Annotated in this window: 21 protein-coding genes and 4 tRNA genes; 6 read left to right on the plus strand and 19 right to left on the minus strand. The window is 60.8% G+C overall.

All coding sequences use genetic code 11. The annotated features are described in order from the left end of the window. Positions 1-4 precede the first annotated feature (4 nt). The 4 genes from leuB to leuC all read right to left on the minus strand — a co-directional run bounded on the left by leuB (position 5) and on the right by leuC (position 4,114). Positions 5-1,087, minus strand: coding sequence for a 3-isopropylmalate dehydrogenase (gene leuB / locus C4J83_RS20350; RefSeq protein ID WP_124418041.1), 1,083 nt, complete (start codon positions 1,085-1,087; stop codon positions 5-7). Between the two features lie 52 nt (positions 1,088-1,139). Continuing rightward, entirely contained in the window at positions 1,140-1,904 is a 765-nt protein-coding gene (locus tag C4J83_RS20355) for a class I SAM-dependent methyltransferase (RefSeq protein WP_124418042.1), read from the minus strand. Between the two features lie 136 nt (positions 1,905-2,040). Next, positions 2,041-2,685: a 3-isopropylmalate dehydratase small subunit gene (gene leuD, locus C4J83_RS20360; protein ID WP_106576680.1), complete on the minus strand. Its 645-nt coding sequence runs from the start codon at positions 2,683-2,685 to the stop codon at positions 2,041-2,043. Between the two features lie 10 nt (positions 2,686-2,695). Next, positions 2,696-4,114, minus strand: coding sequence for a 3-isopropylmalate dehydratase large subunit (leuC, locus tag C4J83_RS20365; protein ID WP_106576679.1), 1,419 nt, complete (start codon positions 4,112-4,114; stop codon positions 2,696-2,698). A gap of 148 nt (positions 4,115-4,262) precedes the next feature. Between leuC and C4J83_RS20370 the strand changes: the two genes are divergently transcribed. Next, on the plus strand, positions 4,263-5,153 hold the full coding sequence (locus C4J83_RS20370; protein ID WP_106576678.1) for a LysR family transcriptional regulator: 891 nt from the start codon (positions 4,263-4,265) through the stop codon (positions 5,151-5,153). A 65-nt stretch (positions 5,154-5,218) separates the two neighbouring features. After that, positions 5,219-8,497 carry an EAL domain-containing protein gene (locus C4J83_RS20375; RefSeq protein ID WP_106576677.1) on the plus strand — a complete coding sequence of 1,093 codons (3,279 nt, stop codon included), beginning with the start codon at positions 5,219-5,221 and terminating at the stop codon, positions 8,495-8,497. A 3-nt stretch (positions 8,498-8,500) separates the two neighbouring features. On the opposite strand, the gene C4J83_RS20380 is transcribed toward C4J83_RS20375, so the two are convergent. The 7 genes from C4J83_RS20380 to C4J83_RS20410 all read right to left on the minus strand — a co-directional run bounded on the left by C4J83_RS20380 (position 8,501) and on the right by C4J83_RS20410 (position 15,158). Next, positions 8,501-9,784, minus strand: a complete 1,284-nt coding sequence (locus C4J83_RS20380) for a hypothetical protein (RefSeq protein WP_124418043.1) — start codon at positions 9,782-9,784, stop codon at positions 8,501-8,503. A 99-nt stretch (positions 9,785-9,883) separates the two neighbouring features. Further along, entirely contained in the window at positions 9,884-10,606 is a 723-nt protein-coding gene (locus tag C4J83_RS20385) for a CsgG/HfaB family protein (RefSeq protein ID WP_256660695.1), read from the minus strand. Positions 10,607-10,921: 315 nt separating this feature from the next. After that, entirely contained in the window at positions 10,922-11,917 is a 996-nt protein-coding gene (locus C4J83_RS20390) for a hypothetical protein (protein ID WP_124418044.1), read from the minus strand. A gap of 364 nt (positions 11,918-12,281) precedes the next feature. Beyond that, positions 12,282-13,241: a tRNA dihydrouridine synthase gene (locus C4J83_RS20395; protein ID WP_119742617.1), complete on the minus strand. Its 960-nt coding sequence runs from the start codon at positions 13,239-13,241 to the stop codon at positions 12,282-12,284. 55 nt (positions 13,242-13,296) lie between these two features. Continuing rightward, the gene (locus tag C4J83_RS20400; RefSeq protein WP_106576673.1) at positions 13,297-13,731 is read right to left on the minus strand and encodes an acyl-CoA thioesterase; all 435 of its coding nucleotides are present in this window, start codon (positions 13,729-13,731) and stop codon (positions 13,297-13,299) included. A gap of 38 nt (positions 13,732-13,769) precedes the next feature. Continuing rightward, the gene (locus tag C4J83_RS20405; RefSeq protein WP_119742615.1) at positions 13,770-14,603 is read right to left on the minus strand and encodes an alpha/beta hydrolase; all 834 of its coding nucleotides are present in this window, start codon (positions 14,601-14,603) and stop codon (positions 13,770-13,772) included. A 15-nt stretch (positions 14,604-14,618) separates the two neighbouring features. Beyond that, positions 14,619-15,158 carry a TetR/AcrR family transcriptional regulator gene (locus C4J83_RS20410; protein ID WP_083357717.1) on the minus strand — a complete coding sequence of 180 codons (540 nt, stop codon included), beginning with the start codon at positions 15,156-15,158 and terminating at the stop codon, positions 14,619-14,621. 160 nt (positions 15,159-15,318) lie between these two features. Here C4J83_RS20410 and C4J83_RS20415 point away from each other — a divergent pair, with 160 nt between their 5' ends. Beyond that, positions 15,319-15,879, plus strand: coding sequence for a hypothetical protein (locus tag C4J83_RS20415; RefSeq protein ID WP_124418045.1), 561 nt, complete (start codon positions 15,319-15,321; stop codon positions 15,877-15,879). Between the two features lie 90 nt (positions 15,880-15,969). On the opposite strand, the gene C4J83_RS20420 is transcribed toward C4J83_RS20415, so the two are convergent. From C4J83_RS20420 to uvrB, 6 genes are all read right to left on the minus strand, one after another. Continuing rightward, positions 15,970-16,045: transfer RNA gene (locus C4J83_RS20420), tRNA-Glu, on the minus strand. Between the two features lie 79 nt (positions 16,046-16,124). Beyond that, positions 16,125-16,200, minus strand: a tRNA-Ala gene (locus C4J83_RS20425). Between the two features lie 50 nt (positions 16,201-16,250). Next, positions 16,251-16,326 (minus strand) — tRNA-Glu (locus C4J83_RS20430). Between the two features lie 78 nt (positions 16,327-16,404). Then, positions 16,405-16,480: transfer RNA gene (locus C4J83_RS20435), tRNA-Ala, on the minus strand. Between the two features lie 147 nt (positions 16,481-16,627). After that, a complete protein-coding gene (gene gltX / locus C4J83_RS20440) occupies positions 16,628-18,109 on the minus strand; it encodes a glutamate--tRNA ligase (RefSeq protein WP_124418046.1) in 1,482 nt (493 codons plus the stop codon). A gap of 134 nt (positions 18,110-18,243) precedes the next feature. Next, entirely contained in the window at positions 18,244-20,259 is a 2,016-nt protein-coding gene (uvrB, locus tag C4J83_RS20445; protein WP_124418047.1) for an excinuclease ABC subunit UvrB, read from the minus strand. Positions 20,260-20,602: 343 nt separating this feature from the next. On the opposite strand from uvrB, the gene C4J83_RS20450 reads away from it, so the two are divergent. Then, complete coding sequence (locus C4J83_RS20450; protein WP_106576668.1) at positions 20,603-21,799, plus strand: amino acid aminotransferase; 1,197 nt, start codon at positions 20,603-20,605, stop codon at positions 21,797-21,799. Positions 21,800-22,094: 295 nt separating this feature from the next. After that, positions 22,095-22,304, plus strand: a complete 210-nt coding sequence (locus C4J83_RS20455) for a hypothetical protein (RefSeq protein WP_078738148.1) — start codon at positions 22,095-22,097, stop codon at positions 22,302-22,304. 109 nt (positions 22,305-22,413) lie between these two features. Here C4J83_RS20455 and ptrR read toward each other — a convergent pair whose 3' ends face one another. Further along, a complete protein-coding gene (gene ptrR / locus C4J83_RS20460) occupies positions 22,414-23,286 on the minus strand; it encodes a putrescine utilization regulator PtrR (RefSeq protein WP_106576666.1) in 873 nt (290 codons plus the stop codon). Positions 23,287-23,388: 102 nt separating this feature from the next. Here ptrR and C4J83_RS20465 point away from each other — a divergent pair, with 102 nt between their 5' ends. Further along, positions 23,389-24,780 carry an aldehyde dehydrogenase family protein gene (locus C4J83_RS20465; protein WP_124418048.1) on the plus strand — a complete coding sequence of 464 codons (1,392 nt, stop codon included), beginning with the start codon at positions 23,389-23,391 and terminating at the stop codon, positions 24,778-24,780. A gap of 1,224 nt (positions 24,781-26,004) precedes the next feature. On the opposite strand, the gene C4J83_RS20470 is transcribed toward C4J83_RS20465, so the two are convergent. Continuing rightward, positions 26,005-26,445 carry a YciI family protein gene (locus tag C4J83_RS20470; RefSeq protein ID WP_256660612.1) on the minus strand — a complete coding sequence of 147 codons (441 nt, stop codon included), beginning with the start codon at positions 26,443-26,445 and terminating at the stop codon, positions 26,005-26,007. Positions 26,446-26,490 lie beyond the last annotated feature (45 nt).

Below are 26,490 nucleotides of genomic sequence, written 5' to 3' on the forward strand. Positions count from 1 at the left end.
GAGATTACAGATTCCGCAGCGCGGCGACTACTGCGTCGCCCATTTCTTGCGTCCCAACCTTGGTGCAACCCTGCGACCAGATGTCGCCGGTGCGCAAACCCTGGTCCAGTACCAGGCTCACAGCCTTCTCGATTGCATCCGCCGCTTCACTCAGGTTGAAGCTGTAACGCAGCATCATCGACACCGACAAGATGGTCGCCAACGGGTTGGCAATGCCTTGGCCTGCAATGTCCGGTGCCGAACCGTGGCACGGCTCGTACATGCCCTTGTTGTGGGTGTCCAGCGACGCCGACGGCAGCATGCCGATGGAACCGGTCAGCATCGACGCCTGGTCGGACAGGATGTCGCCGAACAGGTTGTCGGTGACGATCACGTCGAACTGCTTGGGTGCACGCACCAGCTGCATGGCGGCGTTGTCGACGTACATGTGGCTCAGTTCGACGTCCGGGTAGTCCTTGGCCACTTCTTCGACGATTTCGCGCCACAGTTGGCTGGAGGCCAGTACGTTGGCCTTGTCGACCGAGCAGACCTTCTTGCCACGCACGCGGGCCATGTCGAAACCGACACGGGCGATACGGCGGATCTCGCTCTCGCTGTACGGCAGCGTGTCGTAGGCCTGACGCTCGCCATTTTCAAGGGTGCGCACGCCGCGTGGCGAGCCGAAGTAAATACCGCCGGTCAGCTCACGCACGATCAGGATATCCAGGCCCGCCACCACTTCCGGCTTGAGGCTCGACGCGTCGGCCAGTTGCGGGTAGAGAATCGCCGGACGCAGATTGCCGAACAGGCCCAGTTGCGCGCGAATTTTCAGCAGGCCGCGCTCCGGGCGGATGTCACGCTCGATCTTGTCCCACTTCGGGCCGCCCACGGCGCCGAGCAGTACGGCGTCGGCTGCACGGGCGCGGTCCAGGGTTTCGTCGGCCAGGGGCACGCCGTGCTTGTCGATGGCGGCGCCGCCGATCACGTCGTGGCTCAATTCGAAGCCCAGGCTGTACTTGCTGTTGGCCAATTCCAGGACTTTGACCGCTTCGGCCATGATTTCCGGACCAATACCGTCGCCAGGAAGAATCAGAATCTGCTTGCTCATGCGTTCCTCATTTCATCAAGCGACCCGCCCGTGGGCAGGTCGGGAAAATTAATCAGCGTTCGGCAAAGACCACCAGCACGTCGGTGCTGAAGGTGCCGTCGGCTTGAATCTCGTAGTAATCGCGTACTTCCTGGCCCATCGCCTGCTGCAACTCAAGGATCGCGGCGCGCAATACCTCTGGGGTGCGCATGCGCTCCACCCACGAGGTGTATTCCAGCCGCAGGCGCTGACGGCTGCTTTTGCGTACGTGCAGGCCGGCCTCGCTGAGCTGGCGCATCCATTCGGCGGCGGAGTAATCGCGCACGTGGCTGGTATCGCGCAGCACTTCGACGGTTTGCAGGTAAGTGTCCAACAGCGGGCTGCCCGGTGACAAGACATCCACGAACGCGGCCACGCCGCCGGGCTTGAGCACCCGACGCACTTCACGCAGGGCCAGGCCGAGGTCGCTCCAATGGTGAGCCGAATAGCGGCTGAACACGAAGTCGAACTCGCCATCGGCGAATGGCAGGCGCTCAGCGGCGCCGTGCACGGTGTGGATGTTGTTCAGGCCACGCTCTTTTGCGGCGGCTGCCACCACGTCGAGCATCTGCTGGGACAGGTCGTAGGCCACCACTTCTTTAACCAGCGGCGCAACGTGGAAGCTCACATGCCCGGCACCGCAACCCAGGTCCAGCAGTCGCGCAGCGCCCTGCCCGGCCAGTTCGGCCTGGAGTAGCGCGAATTCGGTGCCTTGAGCGTGAACTGCGCTGCTCAGGTAGGCCGAGGCCTGTTCGCCAAATTGTTTTTGCACGACTTGGGTGTGGGCGGTGCTGGTCATAATGGTTTTCCTTGGGTTTTGTGGTGTTGGTACGGGCGCTATCGCAGGCAAGCCAGCTCCCACACTCGACCGTGTTCACAGGTCAGCATGTGGGAGCGGGCTTGCCCGCGATGGGGCCCGCACGGCCTACCTCAAATCAAGCGTCGCGAAACAACCAGGGCTGGCTCGCCCGGTGCTTGGTTTCAAACGCTGCAATCGCGTCGCCGTCCTGCAAGGTCAGGCCGATATCGTCCAGGCCATTGATCAGGCAGTGCTTACGGAACGCATCGACTTCAAAGTGATACACCTTGCCGTCCGGGCGGGTCACGGTCTGCGCCGCCAGGTCAACGGTCAGTTGGTAGCCGACGTTGGCTTCGACCTGCTTGAACAGCTCGTCCACTTCGGCGTCGCTCAAGATGATCGGCAGCAAGCCGTTCTTGAAGCTGTTGTTGAAGAAGATGTCGGCGTAGCTCGGCGCGATGATGCTGCGAAAGCCATATTCTTCCAGGGCCCACGGCGCGTGTTCACGGCTGGAGCCGCAGCCGAAGTTCTCGCGGGCCAGCAATACGCTGGCGCCTTGGTAACGCTCGGCGTTGAGCACGAAGTCCTTGTTCAACGGGCGCTTGGAGTTGTCCTGGTAGGCGTAGCCCACGTCCAGGTAGCGCCACTCATCGAACAGGTTCGGGCCAAAGCCGGTGCGCTTGATCGACTTCAAGAACTGCTTGGGGATGATCTGGTCGGTGTCGACGTTGGCTCGATCCAAAGGGGCGACAAGGCCAGTGTGTTGAGTAAAAGCACGCATCGGGTATTCCTCAGATCAATTCGCGAACGTCGATGAAACGACCGTTGACGGCAGCGGCGGCGGCCATGGCCGGGCTGACCAGGTGGGTACGCCCACCGGCGCCCTGACGCCCCTCGAAGTTACGGTTGGAGGTGGACGCGCAATGCTCGCCCGACTCCAAACGGTCCGGGTTCATCGCCAGGCACATGGAGCAGCCCGGTTCGCGCCATTCAAAACCGGCCTCAAGGAAGATCTTGTCCAGGCCCTCGGCTTCGGCTTGCGCTTTGACCAGGCCCGAACCTGGCACCACGATGGCTTGCTTGATGGTCGAGGCCACTTTGCGGCCCTTGGCGATCACCGCCGCGGCGCGCAGGTCTTCGATCCGCGAGTTGGTGCAGGAACCGATAAACACGCGATCCAACTGGATGTCGGTGATCGCCTGATTGGCCTTCAAGCCCATGTACTTCAAGGCGCGCTCGATGGAGCCACGCTTGACCAGGTCGGTTTCCTTGGCCGGGTCCGGCACGTTCTGATCGACGGCCAGGACCATTTCCGGCGAGGTGCCCCAGCTGACTTGCGGCTTGATCTGCGCGGCGTCGAGCTCAACCACGGTGTCGAAGACAGCGTCGGCGTCGGACACCAGGTCTTTCCAGGCCTCTACGGCAGCCTCCCAATCGGCGCCTTGCGGAGCGAAAGGACGGCCTTTGACGTATTCAACGGTTTTTTCATCCGCCGCGACCATGCCGACACGGGCACCGGCTTCGATGGACATGTTGCAGATGGTCATGCGGCCTTCGATGGACAGGTCGCGGATGGCGCTGCCGGCGAACTCGATGGCATGGCCGTTACCGCCGGCCGTGCCGATCTTGCCAATCACGGCAAGCACGATGTCCTTGGCGGTCACGCCAAATGGCAATGTGCCTTCGACTTTGACCAACATGTTCTTCATCTTTTTGGCGACCAGGCACTGGGTGGCGAACACATGTTCCACCTCCGAGGTGCCGATGCCATGGGCCAGGGCGCCGAATGCGCCGTGGGTGGAGGTGTGAGAGTCACCGCAGACCACGGTCATGCCCGGCAAGGTGGCGCCCTGCTCCGGGCCGATCACGTGCACGATGCCCTGACGCACGTCATTCATCTTGAATTCGGTAATGCCATATTCATCGCAATAGTCGTCGAGGGTTTGCACCTGCAAACGCGACACCTGGTCGGCAATGGCCTCGATGCCGCCTTTGCGCTCCGGGGTGGTCGGTACGTTGTGGTCCGGGGTGGCGATGATCGAGTCGACGCGCCAGGGCTTGCGCCCGGCCAGCCGCAGGCCTTCAAACGCTTGGGGCGAGGTCACTTCATGGATGATGTGACGGTCGATATAGATCAGCGACGAGCCATCGTCGCGCCGTTTCACTTCATGGGAATCCCAAAGCTTGTCGTAAAGCGTTTTGCCGGCCATCAGTCGGTCCTCATCATCGGTCTTTCTATGCCCCGGGCTTTTGAGACATTCAATAACCCTTTGGCTTGTGAGGCTGATGGTATGGCGCTACATTAAATAACTCAAATTCATATTTTTTATGCTTTGGATTACCAACTGGAATACCACAATGGACCTGGCCAACCTTAATGCCTTTATTGCCATCGCCGAGACCGGCAGCTTCTCCGGCGCCGGCGAACGCCTGCACCTGACCCAACCGGCCATCAGCAAGCGCATTGCCGGTCTGGAACAACAATTAAAGGTACGTTTATTCGACCGCCTGGGCCGTGAAGTCGGCCTGACCGAGGCCGGGCGCGCTCTGCTGCCGCGTGCTTACCAGATTCTCAATGTGCTGGACGACACCCGCCGCGCGCTCACCAACCTGACCGGCGAAGTCAGCGGCCGCCTGACATTGGCCACCAGCCACCACATCGGCCTGCACCGCCTGCCACCGATTTTGCGCACCTTTACCCGCGAGTACCCGAACGTGGCGCTGGATATTCAGTTCCTCGATTCGGAAGTGGCCTACGAGGAAATCCTCCATGGTCGCGCTGAAGTGGCCGTTATCACCCTGGCGCCCGATCCGCACAACCTGGTACGCGCCACCCCGGTGTGGGACGACCCGCTGGATTTCGTGGTGGCGCCCGAGCACAGCCTGACCGCCAATGGCACGGTCAACCTGGCCGATATCGCCAAACACCCGGCGGTATTCCCCGGTGGCAACACCTTTACCCACCATATTGTCAGCCGCTTGTTTGAAGCCCAGGGCCTGACACCGAACATCGCCATGAGCACCAACTACCTGGAAACCATCAAGATGATGGTGTCCATCGGCCTGGCCTGGAGCGTGTTGCCGCGCACCATGCTCGATGAACAGGTGGCAAGTATCGCTTTGCCGGGCATACAGCTCAGTCGCCAGCTAGGCTATATCGTGCACACCGAAAGGACGCTGTCGAACGCTGCGCGGGCTTTCATGAGCCTATTGGATGCACAGGTCGATCTGCCAGGGACACCGGCATGAAGCTGTGCGGCCTCAAGGTCTGAATAAACCGCGCCGAACGCCCATTGAGCCAAGGCCCTTTGATAATGCGCAACCCCGTCGATTCCGTGCCACCCCTGCCCCGCATTTACGCCCTGGACCCTCAAGAGGCGGAACAAAGCTGGGACAGCGCCCCGCAGTTGCTGGCAGCCCTCAACGCTGCCCGCCTGGGCGCGTGGTGCTGGGAAATCGACACCGGCAGGATCAGCTGGTCACGCGGCACCCAGGCGCTGTTCGGCTACGATCCGCGCCAGCCGCTACCCAAAGACCTGGATTACCTGGATCTGCTCGCGCCGTCGGATCGCGCGCGCGTGGTGCGGGCCTTTCACGCCGTGCTGGCGGGCGAGCCGTTTGAACAGGCCATGCACCACCACATCCAGTGGCCCGATGGCAGCCATCACTGGCTGGAAATCAACGGCAGCCTGGCACCGGACAAGACCGGCCGGCGCCGCATGATCGGCGTGATTCGCGAAACCACTCGCCAGCGCGAGCGCGAACACGCCCTTATCCACTCGGAAAAACGCTTCGCCACACTGTTTCATCTGTGCCCGAATATGGTCCTGCTGACCCGCCAGGCCGACGGCCTGATCAGCGAAGCCAACCAGTATTTCGAGATGCTTTTCGGCTGGCCCGTGGCCCAGGCCATCGGCCGCACCACGCTGGACCTGGGCCTGTGGCGTGACCCGCAACAGCGCGCCCTGCTGGTCAGGGCCACCCAACGCAAGGGCGAACCCATCAGCATGGAAGTGCAGTTCTGCGCCAGCAACGGCCAGATCCACGACGGCACCTTGAGCGCACAAAAAGTCGAGCTGGAGGGCGAGGCCTACCTGATCAGCACGTTTGTCGACACCACCGAGCGCAAAAACGCCGAACAGGCGCTCAAGGACAGCCAGGAGCGCCTCGACCTGGCCCTGGATTCGGCACAGCTGGGCACCTGGGACTGGCATATCCCCAGCGGCATGCTGTATGGCTCGGCCCGCGCGGCGCAACTGCACGGCCTGGAGGCGTTGCCGTTTCACGAACCTTTCGATGCGTTTTTTGAAGGCATGTCCGATGAAGAACGCGAGGGCATGCGCAACGCCTATCGCAGCCTGCGTGAAGGCCCGGATGGCAATTACCAGCTGACCTACCGCGTACAGATGGAGGACGGCAGCGCTCGTTACCTGGAAAGCCGCGCGCGGCTGTATCGCGACGAATCGGGCAAACCGTTGCGCATGGCCGGCACCTTGCTGGATATCACCGACCAGGTGGAACGCGAGCAGCGCATCACCGCCTCCGAAGAAAAGTTCGCCAGCCTGTTCCAGGCCAGCCCCGACCCAATCTGCGTGACCTACCTGGACAGCGGCGCCTTTATCGAAATCAACCCCGCGTTCACTCAGACCTTTGGCTGGACCGCCGCCGAGGTGATCGACAAAAGCGCCGACCAGATCGGGCTGTGGGATGACTCGAGCAAGCGCCTGCAACGTATCGAACGGGTCATTCGCGAGCAGTCGTTAAACAATGTCGCCATTGTGGTGCATCACAAAAACGGCCAAAGCCTGACCTGCGTGATTTCCAGCCGCCTGATCAAGGTCGGCGACCAACCCTGCATTGTCACCACCCTGCGCGATATCACCCAGCAACAACGCTCCGAGGCCGCCCTTAAGGCCAGCGAGGAAAAATTCGCCAAGGCCTTCCATTCAAGCCCCGATGCCATCTCCATTACCGAACGCGACACCGGCCGTTATGTGGAGGTCAATGACGGCTTCTGCCGCCTCACCGGTTACCGCGCCGAGGAGGCCATCGGGCTGACGCTGTATCAGATCGGCATCTGGGCCGATGAGAATCAGCGCGCGGCGCTGCTGGCCGAACTGCAGATCAAGGGCCGTATTCATCACCTGGAAATGCTGTGGCACAACAAACGTGGCGAATTGTTGGCCGTGGAGGTATCGGTCGAACCGATCACCCTCAATGAAACGCCGTGCCTGCTGCTGACGGCGCGGGACGTGAGCCTGCTGAAAAACGCCCAGGCGCAGATCCGTCACCTGGCCTATCACGACCCGCTGACCAACCTGCCCAATCGTGCGCTGCTGATGGACCGCCTGAGCCAGCAGATCGCCCTGCTCAAACGCCATAACCTGCGGGGCGCCCTGCTGTTTCTCGACCTCGACCATTTCAAGCACATCAACGATTCCCTCGGCCACCCGGTGGGCGACACCGTGCTGAAAATCGTCACCGCACGCCTCGAAGCCAGCGTGCGCATGGAAGATACGGTGGCGCGCCTGGGCGGCGATGAGTTCGTGGTGCTGCTCAGCGGCCTGGAAGGTACACGCGTGGAAGTCAGCGCCCAGGTACAGGAACTGGCGGACACCCTGCGCGAATTGCTCTCGGAACCGATGTTCCTCGATGGCCATCGCCTGCAGGTCACGCCGAGCATTGGCGTGGCGCTGATCCCCGACCATGGCTCGACACCCGCAGACCTGCTCAAGCGTGCCGACATTGCGCTGTATCGGGCCAAGGATTCAGGACGCAACACCACGCAGATGTTTCATAACAGCATGCAGAAAACCGCCAGTGAACGCCTGCGCATGGAGACCGACCTGCGTCTGGCGCTGTCACGCGGTGAGTTCAGCGTGCATTACCAGCCTCAAGTGGATGCGCGCGGCAATCGCATCATCGGTGCCGAAGCGCTGGTGCGCTGGCAGCACCCGCAACTGGGGGCGCAGTCACCCACCGAATTTATCAAAGTGCTGGAAGACAGCGGCCTGATCCTGGAAGTCGGCACCTGGATTCTTGATGAAGCCTGCGGCGCATTTGCCCAATTGATCGCCGATGGCTTGGTAGACCCGTTGAATTTCAGCCTGTGCGTGAATATAAGCCCGCGCCAGTTCCGCCAGAACGACTTCGTGGAGCGGGTGGAGCGCAGCCTCAAGCAGCATCACCTGCCGTATAGCCTGCTGAAACTGGAAATTACCGAAGGCATCGTGATCCAGAACCTGGATGACACAGTGGCCAAGATGCGCCGCCTGAAAAAACTCGGCGTGAGCTTTGCCATGGACGACTTCGGCACCGGCTATTCGTCGCTGACCTACCTCAAGCGCTTGCCGGTGGATGCGTTGAAGATCGATCAGTCCTTTGTGCGCGACGCCACCCACGACCCCAACGATGCCGAAATCATCCGCGCCATCGTCGCCATGGCGCGCAGCTTGAACCTGGACGTGATCGCCGAGGGCGTGGAAACCCCGGAACAACTGGCATTCCTGCAAAAGCTGGGCTGCCATTTGTTCCAGGGGTATTTACACAGCCGGCCTCTGCCCATCGAGGCGTTCAGGAAGCTACTGGGCTGACCCTTACACGAGCTTCAATGCGCGAAACCCGGTGTTCATCCATCGCGATGACGCCAGGTCCTGCTTTTGCCCATAAAAGTCCAGCGCGCCATTGATGACCGCGACCGAGTGGCCCGTGTCCGCCAGCGTGCCGACCGCGCCCCGGGCCAGTTCTTCAACCGTGCTTTCACGCATATAGGCGTACAACCCAAGCCGCCGCAGCGCCTCCCCCGGGTACTCGCCGTCGTTGAGGGTGTGCAGGGCCGTTGCATAGCTCTGCCCGGCGCGCATGTCGTTATTCTCCATGTGCGCGCGCTTGGCACTGACCGCGTACAAGAAGTTGGCGTAATTGATCAGCTGCGTATGACTGCCATGGAAATTTGACGCGACGATGGCCTGGCGCAGTTCATCATGGGTCACCGTCAGCGTGAAGGAGTCCCTCATGACCACCTCAAAACCGTCGGCGGTAACTTGGATGCGCTTATAGATCCCCTGAGGGTCCTGCCAGAACCGGATGATCGCCGCCTTGATCGCCGACACCGTGACGCAATTGCCTTCCACGCCCTGATAAAAACCACCCCAGATCTGTTCGGGCGTCATGCCGGACACCACATCGGACACCTGCCTGGCGTTGTCGGGGGCCGCCGGTTTGTCGTCGAACAACACGTACCCGTAACCCTGCTTGACCGTGCGCCGCTCGTGGTAATGATGGCTTACGCCCTCCATCACCAGCGCCGAGCCAAAGTTGTGCGTCCCCATGACCCCCACCGCGCCCTTTGCCTGCATGGCACTTGACGGCACGTACTGGCACAGGCCGAACAGGCCCATGCCCTGCAAACACCGCTGGACGGTCTCGCCCTCCAGTGTTTTTGCCAGCGCAGCTTCAAACGTCGGGTAATTCCCGGTCAGTTGCTTGCGCTTTACGAACGCCGCGAACACAAAATTGGCATCCTTGACTGCCCCGCTATCGTCGCCGCTGAACCTTGAGGCCTGCGTCGCCTGCGCCAACTCCTGGCGAGACAACTGAACCTTGAACTCGTCCTTCATGGTGATGTGGTACCCATCGCCCGTGGCAGTCAGCGCATTGAACATGCCAGCCGGGTGTTGCCCGAAGGTTGTCATCATCAGTTTGATGACGGCTGCGTGGGTGCTGGTGTCAAAGTGCTCGCCAAACTGGCCGTGCGCCGCATTGAATGCACGGATGATCTGCGCAGGTTTTTCCCCCGCACGTTTTGACGAAAACACCGAAGCCGCGTCGTCGTACCCGTTGGCCGGCGAGCCTGGGCCATTACTTGCTGTGATATTCATTCACTGATTTCCTGAGACTTACCGAAGCAATAACCTGCAAAACACAATCGGGGCGGCGTTGCGATGGGGTGAGCCGCCCGCATCGCCTGTGGTCGCCCTCTAGAAAAGTGCTATCGCCTGACCGCGGGCAGGCGTGGCGCCCCTGCGTCCCCACAACTCTTCGCGGCCGTTGATCACCGCCACCGAATGCCCGGTGCGATTGCACATGCCCAATTGCCCACGGGCGAGCTCGCGCACAGAGACCGTTTTCATGTGCTTGCGCAGCCCCAGGCGCATGAACCCCTCCCCCGGCCCATGCTCATCCTCACCGTTGTTCAGGCTGCGAATCGCAGCCTGATAACTTCTGCCCGCCGTGTAATCGTTGTTTTCCATCTGTGCGCGCTTGGCACTGACCGCAAACAGAAATTGCGCATCCTTGAGCATGCCCTTGTCCTGCCCTCTGAACTTCGCGCCTCGCGCACCTTCGGCCAATTCACGGTCAGTCAGGGTGAGCTGAAAATCATCGCGCATCACCACTCGATAACCGCCGCTGAGGCGGGTGACGTGCTGGTAGATATCCGTGGGGCTCTGGCCAAATCGGTGCATCGCCGCCTTGATCGCCGACACCGTTACGCAATTGCCATCGGGGCCTTGGCGAAACCCACCCCAGATGTTGTCCGGCTTCGCACCGCCGCGCTTGTTTGAGAGGCACGGGATCGCGGCTTCGGAATTGGGCCTGGGGGTGATCGGCTCATGCACCACCGACGGATTGACCGGTGGCGTGGGTATAACGGGGACGGACTTATCTTTGTCGGCCGACAACACCCTCAGTATCTGAGCCAATAAAGAACTCAACAGCGCAGCAAACGACTGAACAGCATCGCGCTCATTATCGGCGCGCACCCGGCGCTCTGAATGACTGACAGAGGGACGACAAATAGTCGCCGCAGTTTTTTGTTCAATCAGGTTCAAGTGAATATCCACTGGATGATTGGCACTTCTTAAATCACTATTGATCGCCTGCCTGACATCGATGACACGCGCAATATTATTAATTAAACAGTTAGACATATGCCCCCCATGGGCAGGCACCTCTTTGCAACTTACAGCCAAAGAGGTGCCTGCTTGCTTCAAGAAGTTAAACCGGGATTGGGACGATCAGGCCTTGAACACGGGCCTGGTATTTAACCGCCAGTTTCTTGGATCAAAACGATCTTCAACCGGGCCTGGGCTGGTTAAGTCCGGAACCGGCGTATCAGGCAAGGGCTTTGGAGTGATGTCCGGCATCACCGAGGGCGCTGGCTCTGGCGTGACCACCGGCGTGACGCTGCCTGGCACCGCCGGTGTGTGGTCTGGCTTGATCTCGGTCTTTGGCGCTGGCGGCACGCCAGGCTTGATACCCGACTCGACCTCAGGCGTGACCGTGCCGGGCACCTCAGGGGCAGGTTCTGGCGTGATGTCAGCCTTCACGTCCGGTGTCACACCTGGCTTGATCCCCGGCTGCGGGGCGGTTTCAGGCAATGGCGACAGATCCAGCACACGCTTTAGTTGTGGCACGTTGTTCACAACCGCCTGCGCATCCGTGCAATGGCAATGACCGGCATTCACATTGACGTGTACGTTGGTCTTGCCGTCATTCGTCACGGTAATCGCCGGCTCGGACGCGGGCTGATGTGGCAGCGCCACTGGCGCCTTGAGTGCCGAGGGCACTAGCACCGCAGCGTCCATCAGCTGCCGCTTTGCTTGCGGCTGCGGCGCCTGCGGTTCGGCCGGCAAGTTGCCCACCTCCGGAGTACTCGGCTGCTTGGCGACATCGAAACTCACCGGCAATGTGCGCGCCTCAGGCTTGGCGTCTGGCACAACGCCTGGGCCGGACAGCAGCGCGGGCGTCAAATCCTTTCCGGAGACCATTTCACGTATAGCCTTGAAAACCTGTTCGAGCATGTCAAATAACCGCGTGAGCGCGGCACCCGGAATCATCAGTTCGTTGGGCGAGAACCGGACGTTGTCAGTGCTCAGCGGCGTGGTGGCAACACGCACTCCGGAAACCTGCACGTCTGTTGTTTCCGCCAACTTAGCGGATGAAATACTGTTGCGATCCAGCACAGACGCATTAACTTTCATGAACGATGGATTATTAACCGACAGCGACATTTAGCAATTCCTTATTTAACAGTGCCTGGCCGATCAGCGGGCCAGAGAAGTGAGCGTGTCAACAGCTGAGAACAACAACGTTGCTTCACAGTCCTTACTTACGTGGGAAGTTAGGCTATCGAGTTCCGCTAATCGCAGCTCATATAAGGAAACCAATGCGCGTTATCAGACTTTGCCGCATGAACTATCGCGACAGGGCCTTGGCGCAAGCCCCTCGTGACGCTAATGAATCGTCACACCCGTTAATACACTGCGGGCATGCAACTCACCGACAAGATTAAACCGCCTGTTCGCCACTCTTTTGTGCTAGCCCACAAACGAAAAAAGGGCGCCAATGGCACCCTTTTTTAGTGAACGTGAACAATCAGGCTGCAACGGGGTGCTGCATGCCCAGCAGGTGGCTGACGTGTTTCAGATCCGTCTCGCGCCGCAATGCGGTAAACAGCGCCACCGCCTCGGGATAATTGCGCGTCAGCATCGCCAGCCATTGCTTCAACCGGCCCGGCGCCTGCTTTTCAGTCAGTTGCGCCACTGATTGGCTCCAGAACGCCTGAAGCATCGGCTGCATCTGCGCCCAGGTCATTTCCACCACCTCTTCGCCCGCCTTGGCTGCCACAATTTGGCGCGCCAGGTCAGGCCGTGCCACCAGGCCACGGCCGAGCATGATGTCTTCGGCGCCGCTGATTTCACGGCAACGCTTCCAGTCTTCGACGCTCCAGATATCCCCATTGGCGAACACCGGCACGTTGACCACGTCCTGCACCCGCGGGATCCACTCCCAGTGGGCCGGCGGCTTGTAGCCGTCGGTCTTGGTACGCGCATGCACCACGATATGCGCCGCGCCGCCTTCAGCCAGCGCCGTGGCGCACACCAGCGCACCGTCCGGGCTGTCGAAGCCAAGGCGCATCTTGGCGGTCACGGGGATATGCGCGGGCACGGCACGGCGCACATGTTCAACAATCTGGTTAAGCAGCTCCGGCTCCTTGAGCAGCACGGCGCCGCCGCGCGACTTGTTGACCGTCTTGGCCGGGCAGCCGAAGTTAAGGTCAATCACCTGGGAGCCCAGCTCGCACGCCAGCGCGGCGTTTTCGGCCAGGCACACCGGGTCCGAACCCAGCAACTGCACACGCAGCGGCACGCCCGCTGCGGTGTGGGCACCGTGCAGCAGTTCCGGGGCGAGCTTGTGGAAATAGGCGGGAGTCAGCAGGCGGTCGTTGACGCGGATGAACTCGGTCACGCACCAGTCAATACCGCCCACGCGGGTCAGCACATCGCGCAGGATGTTGTCGACCAACCCTTCCATGGGCGCCAAAGCAATTTGCATGGAAAACACTCAACAAAAATCGTGGCGCAGTTTACTGGGTTTCCTGCAAGAAACGTTAACCCCCTGTCAGCGCGGGACCGTAGCCGTCGAGAAATTCGGCCGGCATACGCTTGGGCTTGCCCGTGGAGAGTTCGATGCAGACAAACGTGGTGTGGGCGCGCAGCAAGGTCGCGCCGTCGCGAGGACGGACCAACTGGAAACGGCGAGTCATTTTCAGGCGCTGGTCCCAGTCGACGATCCAGGTCGCCAGCTGCAGCTCATCGCCTTCGTAGCCGGCCGCCAGGTAGTCGATCTCATGGCGCACCACGGCCATGGCGCGGTCGAGTCGGCGGTATTCGGTAAGGTCCAGCCCCAGGCGCTGGGAATGGCGCCAGGCGCAGCGCTCTAGCCAGGATACGTACACCGCATTGTTGGCGTGCCCGAGGCCGTCGATGTCTTCAGCGCCAACCTGCAGATCGATGATGAATGGCGTTGCCAAATCCCAGCCCATGCCTTGCTCCAGTCGATTGATGTCGGCGGGGCAGTGTATCAGGCAGTTTGCCGCGCCTGTAGACGACGGCCGGCCAACAGGGCAAGCACACCCTCGATCACCCGCGGGTCGGCCAGCACTTTCTGGTGCCCGCCTTGTTCCAGTCGCAGCAGGCGGCTGTCGAACCAGGCCTCGTGAATGGCTTGCGAGGCTCTGACCGGCACAAAGGTGTCGTCTTCGGCGTGCACGATCAAACCGGGGATATTCATCTGGTAGTGAGCCACGTCCAGGTGTTTGAGCGGCATGCCGAAGGCCAATTCGACTTCCTGGATAAACGCCGAGCGCGCCCGTGGCGGCAACCCGACCATGCCGGCGAAACCGCGCAGCACATCGAGAAAGCGCGAAGGCGCCGCAATGCTCACCAGCGCCTCGGTGCGCAGGCCCAGTTGCACCGCCAGCATCGCGCTGGCACCGCCCATGGAATGCCCCACCACCGCGTGCAACGGCGGCAACTCAGCGGCGGCGTCGAGCATGGCGCGGGCGAACAGCAGCACATGCGCCTCGCGCCCCGGTGAACGGCCATGGGCCGGGCCGTCCAGGGCAATCACCGAATAGCCGTCATCCACCAGCGCCGTGATCAGGCTGGCGAACTGCGTGGGGCGCCCTTCCCAGCCGTGCATCAGCAACACGGCGGGGCCCTGGCCCCAACGCAACGCCGACAAGCCGAAACGCAAGGTGATGCGCTCCGATTGCGCCAACAGCGGCAACTCCCAGTCGCGCGGCGGCAGAGTGCGTGGCGTCATGAAGGTACGGCGCAACTTGCTGGCCACCAGGTGCGGCGCCACGCGGCCGACGGTGCCATTAAAGCCTCGAATCCAGGTCAATGCGCCCATCAAGCGACTCCTCTTTCAGCGCACCGCCGATTTGGCCGCGCGCAACACGCGGTCCGACAACTCGCCCGGCCCGAGCGCGCGAGCCAAGGCCAGGCCGCCAATCATCAAGGCCATATCCGCCAGGGCTTTGTCGGTGTCCTCCGGGCTGGCGGCCAACTGCGCGGCCATCAGCTCCGTGTGCTCGTTGAGCGCCTGGCGAAACTCATCCGGCAAGCGGCTCATCTCGCCCACGGTGGCTGGTATCGGGCAGGCCTGGTCCGTGGAGTCACGGTGCTTGCGCGACAGATAAAACGCCGCCACCAGGCCTCTGCGCTCTTCACCGGTGAGTTGCGCGTCCATGTCGTCAATCGACGCGCGTCGCCGGGCGAGCAACTGGGTGAAGGCCTCCAGCATCAACGCGTCCTTGCTTTCAAAGTGCGCGTAGAAACCGCCGACCGTAAGCCCCGCCGCGCCCATGACTTCGCCGACACTCGGTTCGGCCGGGCCGCGCTGGATCAACGCCGCGCTGGCAGCCTGCAAAATGCGTTCGCGGGTTTGCGCTTTTTTATCGCTCATCGTTGCCTCCGTCTCTCATGGGTTGAATATTATTACCATAATAATATTTCGCAAGCCACCCGCATGACCGCTCGTCCGAGCAGCACAGATCACATCAAGGGAATAAACCGCTCGCCCCAGCCGTTCTCATTGCAATGAACTGCACATCGGAGAGAACGACATGGCTTGGCGGCAGCAAAACCAGAACTGCGCGTGGGTAGCCGGAGAAGCCCCCTACGTGTTCGCCAACGAGTACACCGCGAACTTCATCAGCGGCTTTCGCACGGTGCTGATCGCCAAGGTTGAAGGCGAAGGCGTGGGCAACCAGCCGTTTGGCAAATTCTTCAACGACGCCGACGGGCATGCCGAGGCCAACTTCCTAGAGGCCCTGCGCGCCAATGACTGGGTATTCGATGCGGGGTATCAGGAGATCGTGGTGAGCATCAACAACTCACCGTGTCGGCAATGCTGCGTGCTGTTCAAGCAGTTCATGGAAGACATCCTGCTGCGCTTTCCAAACACCCGGCTGGTGATTGAAACCGCGAATATCTACCACCCCAACGACGAAATAGACCAGGGCTGCCTGCGTGCGATTTCACGCTTGCCCGGCATTCGCGTCGAAATGTGGAACGTCGCGCTGGAGAATGCCCAGAACAGAGGCCCACAGGTTGATGAGCAAAAAGAGCTGGCGCGCATCAATAAATCCCTGCGCACCGCCAACGTGGTACGCAGGATGCCGTAAACGGCTGCGCGAAAAACCCAAACGCCAGACAAACAAAAGGGCCATTCAATAATTGAATGACCCTTAAAAATCCCGCAGAGCGGGTAATCGTGGCGTCCCCTAGGGGACTCGAACCCCTGTTACCGCCGTGAAAGGGCGGTGTCCTAGGCCACTAGACGAAGGGGACACAAACCTTCTATACAACTGACCAGCGCTGAGAACTGATCGATTCAAGGACGGTGTGGCCAGACCTTGAACCTGTAAATTGGTGGAGCTAAACGGGATCGAACCGTTGACCTCTTGCATGCCATGCAAGCGCTCTCCCAGCTGAGCTATAGCCCCGGATTTTTCGTCTCGCGACGCAGCAGACCTTTCGAGCTGCTTGTTGAAACTGGCGTCCCCTAGGGGACTCGAACCCCTGTTACCGCCGTGAAAGGGCGGTGTCCTAGGCCACTAGACGAAGGGGACAAAACCTTCTGTACATCTGATCAGCGCTGAGAGCTGATCAATTCAAGGACGGTGTGGCCAGACCTTGAACCTGTAAATTGGTGGAGCTAAACGGGATCGAACCGTTGACCTCTTGCATGCCATGCAAGCGCTCTCCCAGCTGAGCTATAGCCCCTCATCGGTGAGGACGGGGCGAATCTTAATGGCGGTTTGGAAACGTGTCAAATTTATTTTCAACTATTTCCAAAATTTTTTGCCGGGATAACAATCACTTACCGACGAAACCCCGGAAAACCGGGGTTTCGTCGTAACAACAGCCGACTTAAGCGATAGCGCCCAGCAGCTTTTCCCACTCTTTGTTTTCTTTCTTCGACACACCACCAAGCAAATCAAGGGCTTGGCGCAGACGGAAACGCGTCAGGTCCGGGCCGAGAATTTCCATCGCATCCAGTACCGACACCGAACTGGCCTGCCCGGTGATCGCTGCAAACATCAGTGGCATGGCATCGCGCAGTTTCAGCTCAAGGGACTCGACCACCGCCTGAATCGTCGCAGTGATTGCATCCTTCTCCCACTGACGCAGGCTTTCGAGCTTCCACAGGATCAATTGCATCAGTTGGCGAACCTGATCGCCCGAGAGCTTCTTGGACTCAAACAACGTGGCATCCGGGTTCACGCCACCGGCAAAGAAGAAGCTGGCCAACGGAGCAACCTGGCTGAACGTCTCCACCCTGCCCTGCACCAACGGCGCGATCTTCATCATGTACTCGGGGTTCAACGCCCACTGCTGCACACGGCTGGCGAATTCTTCTACCGGCAGGTCCCGCAGCCACTGGCCGTTGAGCCACGACAGCTTCTCGATGTCGAAGATCGGCCCGCCCAGGGACACACGGGACAAGTCGAAGTTGTCGACCATTTCCTGCAGCGAGAACTTCTCACGCTCGTCCGGCATCGACCAGCCCATGCGGCCCAGGTAGTTGAGCATCGCCTCGGGCATAAAGCCCATGCGCTCGTAGAACGTCACCGAGGTCGGGTTCTTGCGCTTGGACAGCTTGCTCTTGTCCGGGTTACGCAGCAGCGGCATGTAGCACAGCTGCGGCTGTTCCCAGCCGAAGTATTCGTAGAGCAGGATCAGTTTCGGCGCCGACGGCAGCCATTCTTCGCCGCGCAGCACGTGGGTGATGCCCATCAGGTGGTCGTCGACCACGTTGGCCAGGAAGTACGTCGGCAGGCCGTCGGTCTTCATCAGCACCTGCATGTCCATGCGGTCCCACGGAATTTCGACGTCACCGCGCAGCATGTCCGGCACCACGCACACGCCTTCGCTCGGCACTTTCATGCGAATCACGTGAGGCTCACCGGCAGCCAGGCGCTGGGCCACTTCTTCCTTGGACAACAGCAGCGCGCGGCCGTCGTAACGCGGGGTTTCGCCACGGGCCTGTTGCTCGGCACGCATCTGGTCGAGTTCTTCGGCGGTGCAGAAGCACGGGAACGCATGGCCCATGTCGACCAATTGCTGGGTGTACTGCTTGTAGATGTCGCTGCGCTCGCTCTGACGATACGGGCCGTGCGGGCCGCCGACGTCCGGGCCTTCGGCCCAGGTGATGCCCAGCCAGCGCAAGGCATCGAAAATCTGCTGTTCCGACTCACGGGTCGAACGCAGTTGATCGGTGTCTTCGATCCGCAGGATGAATTCACCGCCGTGCTGCTTGGCAAAGCAGTAGTTGAACAGGGCGATGTAAGCAGTGCCGACGTGGGGATCCCCAGTAGGCGATGGCGCAATGCGCGTGCGGACGGTGGTCATGGCAGGTCTCGAATGGGCGATATAACTGAAAATTGAAACAAGGGGCGAATGGTAACAGCCTGGGGGATTTCTGGAAAACCGAGGCGCGGTCATCGGGGGCAAGCCCCCGATGAGGCCCGCCCATTCACCGCAAATCAAACAGCCAGCAACCGCTCTCGCAATTTGCCGATCTCATCGCGCATCTGCGCCGCCGCTTCAAACTCAAGGTCACGCGCCAGCTGGTACATCTTCTCTTCCAACTGCCGGATACGCTTGGTGATCTCACTCGGCGAGCGCAATTCGTTCTCGTACTTGGCGCTTTCTTCAGCGGCCTTGGCCATGCCTTTGCGCTTCTTGCTGCGCGAGCCCGGCACGGTGGCGCCTTCCATGATGTCGGCGACGTCCTTGAACACGCCTTTGGGGATGATGCCGTTCTCCAGGTTGAACGCGATCTGCTTGTCACGGCGACGTTCGGTCTCGCCAATCGCGCGTTCCATGGAGCCGGTGATACGGTCCGCGTACAGAATCGCCCGGCCATTGAGGTTACGCGCCGCCCGGCCGATGGTCTGGATCAGCGAGCGCTCGGAGCGCAGGAAGCCTTCCTTGTCGGCGTCCAGAATCGCCACCAGCGACACCTCCGGCATGTCCAACCCTTCACGCAACAGGTTGATGCCCACCAGCACATCAAAGGTGCCCAGGCGCAGGTCGCGGATAATCTCGACGCGCTCCACGGTGTCGATGTCCGAGTGCAAATAGCGCACGCGCACGCCATGGTCGGCCAGGTAATCGGTCAAATCTTCGGACATGCGCTTGGTCAGCGTGGTCACCAGCACCCGCTCTTCCAGGGCCACGCGCTTGGTGATTTCCGACAGCAAGTCATCGACCTGGGTCAGCGCCGGGCGGATTTCGATTTGTGGGTCCACAAGGCCTGTCGGGCGCACCAGTTGCTCAATCACGCGGCCCGCGTGTTCAGCTTCGTAGTTACCCGGCGTGGCCGAGACGAAGATCGTCTGCGGGCTGATGCTTTCAAACTCGTCGAAACGCATCGGCCGGTTGTCCAGTGCCGACGGCAGGCGGAAACCGTATTCCACCAGGGTTTCCTTACGCGAGCGGTCACCTTTGTACATCGCGCCCACCTGCGGCACGCTGACGTGGGATTCGTCGATCACCAGCAAGGCGTCATCCGGCAGGTAATCGAACAAGGTGGGCGGCGCCTGCCCGGATTCGCGACCCGAGAGGTAGCGCGAGTAGTTTTCGATGCCGTTGCAGTAACCCAGCTCCAGGATCATTTCCAGGTCGAACCGCGTGCGCTGCTCCAGGCGCTGGGCTTCCACCAGCTTGTTGTTGGCGCGCAGGTAATCCAGGCGCTCCACCAGTTCGGCCTTGATGCCTTCGATGGCGCCCATCAGTGTTTCGCGCGGCGTTACGTAGTGGCTTTTGGGGTAGAAGGTGAAGCGCGGCAGCTTGCGAATCACCTCACCGGTCAACGGGTCGAAGGCCGACAGGCTTTCGACTTCATCGTCGAACAGCTCGATGCGAATCGCTTCCAGGTCGGATTCGGCCGGGTAGATGTCGATCACATCGCCGCGCACACGGAAGGTGGCGCGGGCAAAGTCCATGTCATTGCGGGTGTACTGCAAGCTCGTCAGGCGCCGAAGCAGCTCGCGCTGGTCGAGTTTGTCGCCGCGATCGACGTGCAGCACCATCTTCAAATAGGTTTCCGGGCTGCCCAGGCCGTAGATGCACGACACCGTGGTGACGATGATCGCGTCCTTGCGTTCCAGCAGCGCCTTGGTCGCCGACAACCGCATCTGCTCGATGTGGTCGTTGATCGACGCGTCCTTCTCGATGAAGGTGTCAGAGGATGGCACATAGGCTTCGGGCTGGTAGTAGTCGTAGTAGGAAACGAAGTACTCCACCGCGTTGTTCGGGAAAAACGCCTTGAACTCGCCATACAGCTGGGCGGCCAGGGTTTTGTTCGGCGCCAGCACCAGGGTCGGGCGATTGGTCTGCGCAATCACATTGGCAATGCTGAAGGTCTTGCCTGAACCGGTCACCCCAAGCAGCGTCTGGTGCGCCAGGCCGGCTTCAATGCCTTCAACCATCAGGCGAATGGCTTCGGGTTGATCGCCGGCGGGTTCAAAGCGGGTGACGAGCTGGAAATCCGACATAACGTACCTCGTGTAGTCACCCCAGACTCGAAACCGCCAGGGACGAAAAAGCTCAGCAACCCGCGAATAGTCAACGCAGGTTGCAGGAAAAAACCATGATAGCTGTAGAAGTGGAGGCGAATGTGACGGGTTTCAAGGCAATCGTCCTACCTGCCGTCGCCGCCCCCTGTTGCAATAAGACTAACGGTCGGCAAATAAACCGAAAAACTTGGCCGAAAAGCCGTTTCGGTTGTCGCCCTGAGCCTGGATGGCCTCTATACTAGCTCCCCGTTTGTGCACCGCTCTAGTGCATTCGGCTGGAGCGCGACACGTCCCTCCATTCCCCCATAGAGCTGCCGCAAAAATGAGCCTGTTCTCCGCTGTCGAAATGGCACCACGCGATCCAATCCTGGGCCTCAACGAAGCATTCAACGCCGACACACGAACCACCAAGGTCAACCTTGGCGTGGGCGTTTACTGCAACGAGGAGGGGAAGATTCCACTCTTGCGTGCCGTTGCCGAAGCGGAAGCCATTCGCGTGGCGCAACACGCCGCCCGTGGCTACTTGCCGATCGACGGCATCGTCGCCTACGACCAGGCGGTGCAAAAGCTGCTGTTCGGCGCCGACTCGCCCCTGCTCAGCGCTGGCCGTGTGATCACCGCGCAAGCCGTCGGCGGCACTGGCGCGCTGAAGATCGGCGCAGACTTCCTCAAGCAACTGCTGCCCAACGCTGTGGTTGCCATCAGCGACCCGAGCTGGGAAAACCACCAGGCGCTGTTCGAAAAAGCCGGCTTCCCGGTGCAAACCTACCGCTACTACGACGCCGCCACCCACGACGTCAACCGTGCCGGCCTGCTCGAAGACCTCAACGCCCTGCCGCCACAGTCCATCGTGGTGCTGCACGCCTGCTGCCACAACCCGACCGGCGTCGACCTGAGCCCGGCCGACTGGCAAAACGTGCTGGACGTGGTCAAGGCCAGGAACCTGGTGCCGTTCCTCGACATGGCCTACCAGGGCTTTGGCGATGGCATCCACGAAGACGCCGCAGCCGTGCGCCTGTTTGCTGAGTCGGGCCTGACCTTCTTTGTGTCCAGCTCGTTCTCCAAGTCGTTCTCGCTGTACGGCGAACGCGTAGGTGCGCTGTCGATCGTCAGCGAATCCAAGGAAGAAAGCGCGCGCATCCTGTCCCAGGTCAAGCGCGTAATCCGCACCAACTACTCCAACCCGCCGACCCACGGCGCGGCGATTGTGGCGGCGGTGCTGAACAACCCTGAGCTGCGCGCCCAGTGGGAAGCGGAACTGGCCGAAATGCGCCTGCGCATCCGTGGCATGCGTGAGCAGATGGTGGCTGAACTGGCCAAGGCTGCCCCAGGTCACGACTTCAGCTTCGTTGGCCGCCAGCGTGGGATGTTCTCCTACTCCGGCCTGACCGTGGAGCAAGTCACCCGCCTGCGTACCGAGTTTGGTATCTACGCGCTCGACACCGGCCGCATCTGCGTAGCGGCGCTGAACCAGTCGAACATTGGTGCAGTGACCAAAGCGATTGTTCAGGTGCTGTAAGCCTGCAACGGTGGTGACAAAGGGGAAGTCATTCAATGGCTTCCCCTTTTTTGTCGCCAGCAGGCTTCCCGTGGCAAACAGGCTTCCTGTGGCGAGCGGGCTTGCCCCGCGTTGGGCTGCGAAGCAGCTCCATAAAGCCCCCCCGTGAACTTACTGAAAGAACCCGGTGCCTGAACAAGGGGCCGCTGCGCAGCCCGACGCGGAACAAGCCCGCTCGCCACAAGAGGAAAACCTCGCTGCTTGCCGCGACCAGCCCTAGACTGAACCCCAACTGCCCCTTTGCTGTGAGAGCCTTATGAGAAACGACGACCTGGACCTGCGTGCCGACCGCGACGAACTGCATGACTTCACCCCGCGCGCGCCGCAAGCCAAGCGCCAGAAAAGCCTGGTGCTGCAAGTGGCACTGGGTGTGTTCCTCGGTGGCCTGGCCCTTTGGTTGGTACAACTGGGCGCCACGGCCATCATGGCAAAACTCGCCATGGGCACCCTGCAATTTGGCGGCTGAAAACACGATCAACCGGTGGGAGCTGGCTGGCCTGCGATGGCGTCAGCCCAGCCTGCACGGCCTTGGCTGATACACCGCCATCGCAGGCCAGCCAGCTCCCACATTAGATCTAAGTGGCTACCAGACCACGTTCCTCCAACAGCTTCACAAAACTGTTCAAGCTCTGCGACACCGTGCCTCGGCGCCAGATCAGCCAGGTATTGAGGATGCGGAACGCGTCACTCAGCGGCCACACACTCACCGCCGTAAACCCTGGCATGCTCTCCAGCATGCTGCGTGGCATCAGCGCCAGGCCGGCCCCGGCACTGACGCAGGCGAGCATGCCGTGATAAGACTCCATTTCAAAGATCTTGCCCGGCACCGCGCCATCCTGTGAGAACCAGCGCTCGAAGTGATGGCGATACGAGCAGTTCGAGCGAAACGTATAGATGCTCTCCCCCGCCACATCCTGCCCGCGCGTGATCGGCGCATGGTGCAGCGGCGCAATGACCACCATCTCCTCCTCAAACACCGGCACGCCTTCCAGCGTGGCATGCAGCACCGGCCCGTCGACAAACGCGGCCGCCAGGCGTCCCGACAACACACCCTCGATCATCGTGCCGGACGGCCCGGTGCTCAGGTCCAGCTCGACCTTGGCGTGCTTCTGGTTATACGCCGCGAGCAACGCCGGAATGCGCACCGCGGCCGTGCTCTCCAGCGAACCCAGCGCAAACGCGCCCTGGGGCTCCTCCCCCGCCACCGTGGCGCGGGCTTCCTGCACCAGATCAAGAATGCGCCGCGTGTAGCCGAGGAAATTCCACCCGGCCGGCGACAGGCGCAGGCGGCTCTTCTCACGGATAAACAACTCAACGCCCAGGTCCTGCTCCAGTTGCTTGATGCGCGTGGTCAGGTTCGACGGCACGCGATGAATCAACTGCGCGGCGGCGCTGATGCTGCCTTGCTCGGCAACGGCCTTGAAGATTTCCAGCTGCACCAGGTCCAAGTCATTCTCCAATCGTGAATGTATTGCTTAATATTATTCAGTTTCCAGAAAACATGCAGCCCCGTAGGCTGAACCCATCCACTCATTCAGCCGGACGGTGCCATGAACGCTATCACTCACCAGACTCACGCCTTGTCGATCAACCCCGCCACTGGCGAAACAGTCGGCAGCTACCCTTACGAAACCGAGGCGCAGTTGGACGCGGCGCTTAATCGCGCCACTGAGGCCTTCCGCACCTGGCGCCGCCAACCAGTAAGCCAGCGCGCCGAGTTGTTGCTGGCCCTGGCCGCTGCGTTGCGTGAGCAAGCCGAAGACATGGCGCAGATGATCACCCTGGAAATGGGCAAACCCATCGCCCAGGCCCGTGCCGAAATCGAAAAATGCGCGCAACTCAGCGAATGGTATGCCGCCCACGGCCCGGCCATGCTCGCCCCGGAGCCGACGCTGGTGGACAACGGCAGCGCCCAGATCGAATACCGCCCACTGGGCCCGATCCTCGCCGTCATGCCGTGGAACTTCCCGGTGTGGCAAGTGCTGCGCGGCGCCGTGCCGACCCTGCTCGCCGGCAACACCTACGTGCTCAAACATGCACCCAACGTGATGGGCAGTGCCTACCTGATGAAGGCGGCGTTTCAAAAAGCCGGCTTCGCCGATGGCCTGTTTGAAGTGGCCAACGTGACCAACGAAGGCGTGTCCAAGGCCATCGCCGACCCACGCATCGCCGCAGTCACCCTCACCGGCAGCGTGCGCGCCGGCGCCGCCATCGGCTCTCAGGCCGGCGCTGCGCTGAAGAAATGCGTGCTGGAACTGGGCGGCTCCGACCCGTTCATCGTGCTCAACGACGCCGACCTCGACGCCGCCGTCCAGGCCGCCGTGATCGGGCGTTTCCAGAACAGCGGCCAAGTCTGCGCTGCCGCCAAGCGCCTGATCATCGAAGAAGGTGTGGTGCAAGCCTTTACCGCCAAATTCCTCGCCGCCAGCCGCGCCCTGGTGATGGGCGACCCGACCGACACCAGCACCTACGTCGGCCCAATGGCCCGCTTCGACCTGCGCGACGAACTGCACGGCCAGGTGCAGGCCACGTTGGAAGAAGGCGCAACCCTGCTGCTGGGCGGCAACAAAGTCGCCGGTGCCGGCAACTACTACGAACCGACCGTGCTGGCCGACGTCACCGACCAGATGACCTCGTTCAAACAGGAACTGTTCGGCCCCGTGGCCTCGATCATCACCGCCCGCGATGCCGACCACGCCGTGGCCCTGGCCAACGACAGCGAATTCGGCCTCACAGCAAGCATCTTCACCACCGACGCGGTGAAGGCACGGGATATCACCAACCAGCTGGAAACTGGCGCAGTATTCGTCAACTCGTTCAGCGTGTCCGACCCGCGCGTAGCGTTTGGTGGAGTGAAAAAGAGTGGGTTCGGGCGCGAACTGTCCCACTTTGGCGTACGTGAATTCTGCAACGCACAGACCGTATGGCTGGATCGCAAATAAAACAGGCAACACCCCATCAACTGTGGGAGCTGGCTTGCCTGCGATAGCGGTGCATCAGTGACAACTCTTTGGCTGACACACTGCAATCGCAGGCAAGCCAGCTCCCACCTTTGATCTGCGGAGTGTGTGGCCGTGCGTAATTCTGCAACGCACAGACTGTATGGCTGGATCGCAACTAAAACAGGCAACCCCCCATCAACTGTGGGAGCTGGCTTGCCTGCGATAGCGGTGGATCAGTGACAACTCTTTGGCTGACACACTGCAATCGCAGGCAAGCCAGCTCCCACCTTTGATCTTCGGTGTTTGTAGCCGCGCGTGAATTCTGCAACGCGCAGACTGTGTGGCTGGATCGCAAATAAACAGGCAACACCCTTCAACTGTGGGAGCTGGCTTGCCTGCAATAGCGGTGGATCAGTGACAACTCTTTGGCTGACACACTGCAATCGCAGGCAAGCCAGCTCCCACCTTTGATCTTCGGTGTTTGTAGCCGTGCGTGAATTCTGCAACGCACAGACCGTGTGGCTGGATCGCAAATAAAACAGGCAACACCCTTCAACGGTGGGAGCTGGCTTGCCTGCGATGGCGGTGGATCAGTGACAACTCTTTGGCTGACACACTGCAATCGCAGGCAAGCCAGCTCCCACCTTTGATCTGCGGTGTTTGTGGCCGTGCGTGAATTCTGCAACGCGCAGACCTTATGGCTGGATCGCAACTAAAACAGGCAACGCCCTCCAACTGTGGGAGCTGGCTTGCCTGCGATAGCGGTGCATCAGTAGGCAAATTTGTCGACTGACAGACCGCATTCGCGAGCAAGCCCGCTCCCACCTTTGATTTGCGGTGTTTGTGGCCGTGCGTGAATTCTGCAACGCGCAGACCGTGTGGCTGGATCGCAACTAAAACAGGCAACACCCTTCAACTGTGGGAGCTGGCTTGCCTGCGATAGCGGTGCATCAGTGACAACTCTTTGGCTGACACACTGCAATCGCAGGCAAGCCAGCTCCCACCTTTGATTTGCGGAGTGTGTGGCCGTGCGTGAATTCTGCAACGCACAGACCGTGTGGCCGGATCGCAAATAAAACAGGCAACACCCTTCAACTGTGGGAGCGGGCTTGCTCGCGAAGGCGGTGCTTCAGTTGGCAAATTTGTCGACCGACAGACTGCATTCGCGAGCAAGCCCGCTCCCACTCAAGCCAGCTCCCACCTTTGATCTGCGGTGTTTGTGGATTAGTCCACAGTGACCTTTCCAGTTGAAAACTCGACCTTCAAATTAAGCCTCCCTTCATTCACCAACCACGGCCGAATCGAAAACCTGCGCGCACCGCACTGATGCATCGGGTCTTGCGCGGCGATGGCCTTGGCATGCTCAAGCGACGTTGCACGAATCACAAACATGCCGTCGCCGTCCCAATACTGCTCATCCTCACTCCAATGCGGCCCGGCGGCGACGAGGATACCGTCGCGCTCGATCTGGCATTGATGCTCGAGGTGAATCGGCAGGTTCTGCATCACCGGGCCAAGCCCGTCGGTTGGCGTTGAAAACACTACATAGAACTGCTTTTGCAGCATGCCCTTACTCGCATCCAGCACTTGCTGACGCGTTACCCGGTTTGTTTGCATGGGTTTACCTGTAGGAATATCGACGTAGTAGCGCAGGCGTTTTGGCACCGCGTGTCGTGGAGCATTCCCTATCAGCCAGGGCAAGCAGTAGGC

Origin of the sequence: Pseudomonas sp. LBUM920, from assembly GCF_003852315.1 — a bacterium.
Classification (GTDB): domain Bacteria; phylum Pseudomonadota; class Gammaproteobacteria; order Pseudomonadales; family Pseudomonadaceae; genus Aquipseudomonas.

Excerpts from the sequence above, each read along its gene's own strand:
- leuB (WP_124418041.1), bottom strand. The coding sequence starts at position 1,087 with ATGAGCAAGCAGATTCTGATTCTTCCTGGCGACGGTATTGGTCCGGAA.
- C4J83_RS20355 (WP_124418042.1), bottom strand. The coding sequence starts at position 1,904 with ATGACCAGCACCGCCCACACCCAAGTCGTGCAAAAACAATTTGGCGAA.
- leuD (WP_106576680.1), bottom strand. The coding sequence starts at position 2,685 with ATGCGTGCTTTTACTCAACACACTGGCCTTGTCGCCCCTTTGGATCGA.
- leuC (WP_106576679.1), bottom strand. The coding sequence starts at position 4,114 with ATGGCCGGCAAAACGCTTTACGACAAGCTTTGGGATTCCCATGAAGTG.
- C4J83_RS20370 (WP_106576678.1), top strand. The coding sequence starts at position 4,263 with ATGGACCTGGCCAACCTTAATGCCTTTATTGCCATCGCCGAGACCGGC.
- C4J83_RS20375 (WP_106576677.1), top strand. The coding sequence starts at position 5,219 with ATGCGCAACCCCGTCGATTCCGTGCCACCCCTGCCCCGCATTTACGCC.
- C4J83_RS20380 (WP_124418043.1), bottom strand. The coding sequence starts at position 9,784 with ATGAATATCACAGCAAGTAATGGCCCAGGCTCGCCGGCCAACGGGTAC.
- C4J83_RS20390 (WP_124418044.1), bottom strand. The coding sequence starts at position 11,917 with ATGTCGCTGTCGGTTAATAATCCATCGTTCATGAAAGTTAATGCGTCT.
- C4J83_RS20395 (WP_119742617.1), bottom strand. The coding sequence starts at position 13,241 with ATGCAAATTGCTTTGGCGCCCATGGAAGGGTTGGTCGACAACATCCTG.
- C4J83_RS20400 (WP_106576673.1), bottom strand. The coding sequence starts at position 13,731 with ATGGGCTGGGATTTGGCAACGCCATTCATCATCGATCTGCAGGTTGGC.
- C4J83_RS20405 (WP_119742615.1), bottom strand. The coding sequence starts at position 14,603 with ATGGGCGCATTGACCTGGATTCGAGGCTTTAATGGCACCGTCGGCCGC.
- C4J83_RS20410 (WP_083357717.1), bottom strand. The coding sequence starts at position 15,158 with ATGAGCGATAAAAAAGCGCAAACCCGCGAACGCATTTTGCAGGCTGCC.
- C4J83_RS20415 (WP_124418045.1), top strand. The coding sequence starts at position 15,319 with ATGGCTTGGCGGCAGCAAAACCAGAACTGCGCGTGGGTAGCCGGAGAA.
- gltX (WP_124418046.1), bottom strand. The coding sequence starts at position 18,109 with ATGACCACCGTCCGCACGCGCATTGCGCCATCGCCTACTGGGGATCCC.
- uvrB (WP_124418047.1), bottom strand. The coding sequence starts at position 20,259 with ATGTCGGATTTCCAGCTCGTCACCCGCTTTGAACCCGCCGGCGATCAA.
- C4J83_RS20450 (WP_106576668.1), top strand. The coding sequence starts at position 20,603 with ATGAGCCTGTTCTCCGCTGTCGAAATGGCACCACGCGATCCAATCCTG.
- C4J83_RS20455 (WP_078738148.1), top strand. The coding sequence starts at position 22,095 with ATGAGAAACGACGACCTGGACCTGCGTGCCGACCGCGACGAACTGCAT.
- C4J83_RS20465 (WP_124418048.1), top strand. The coding sequence starts at position 23,389 with ATGAACGCTATCACTCACCAGACTCACGCCTTGTCGATCAACCCCGCC.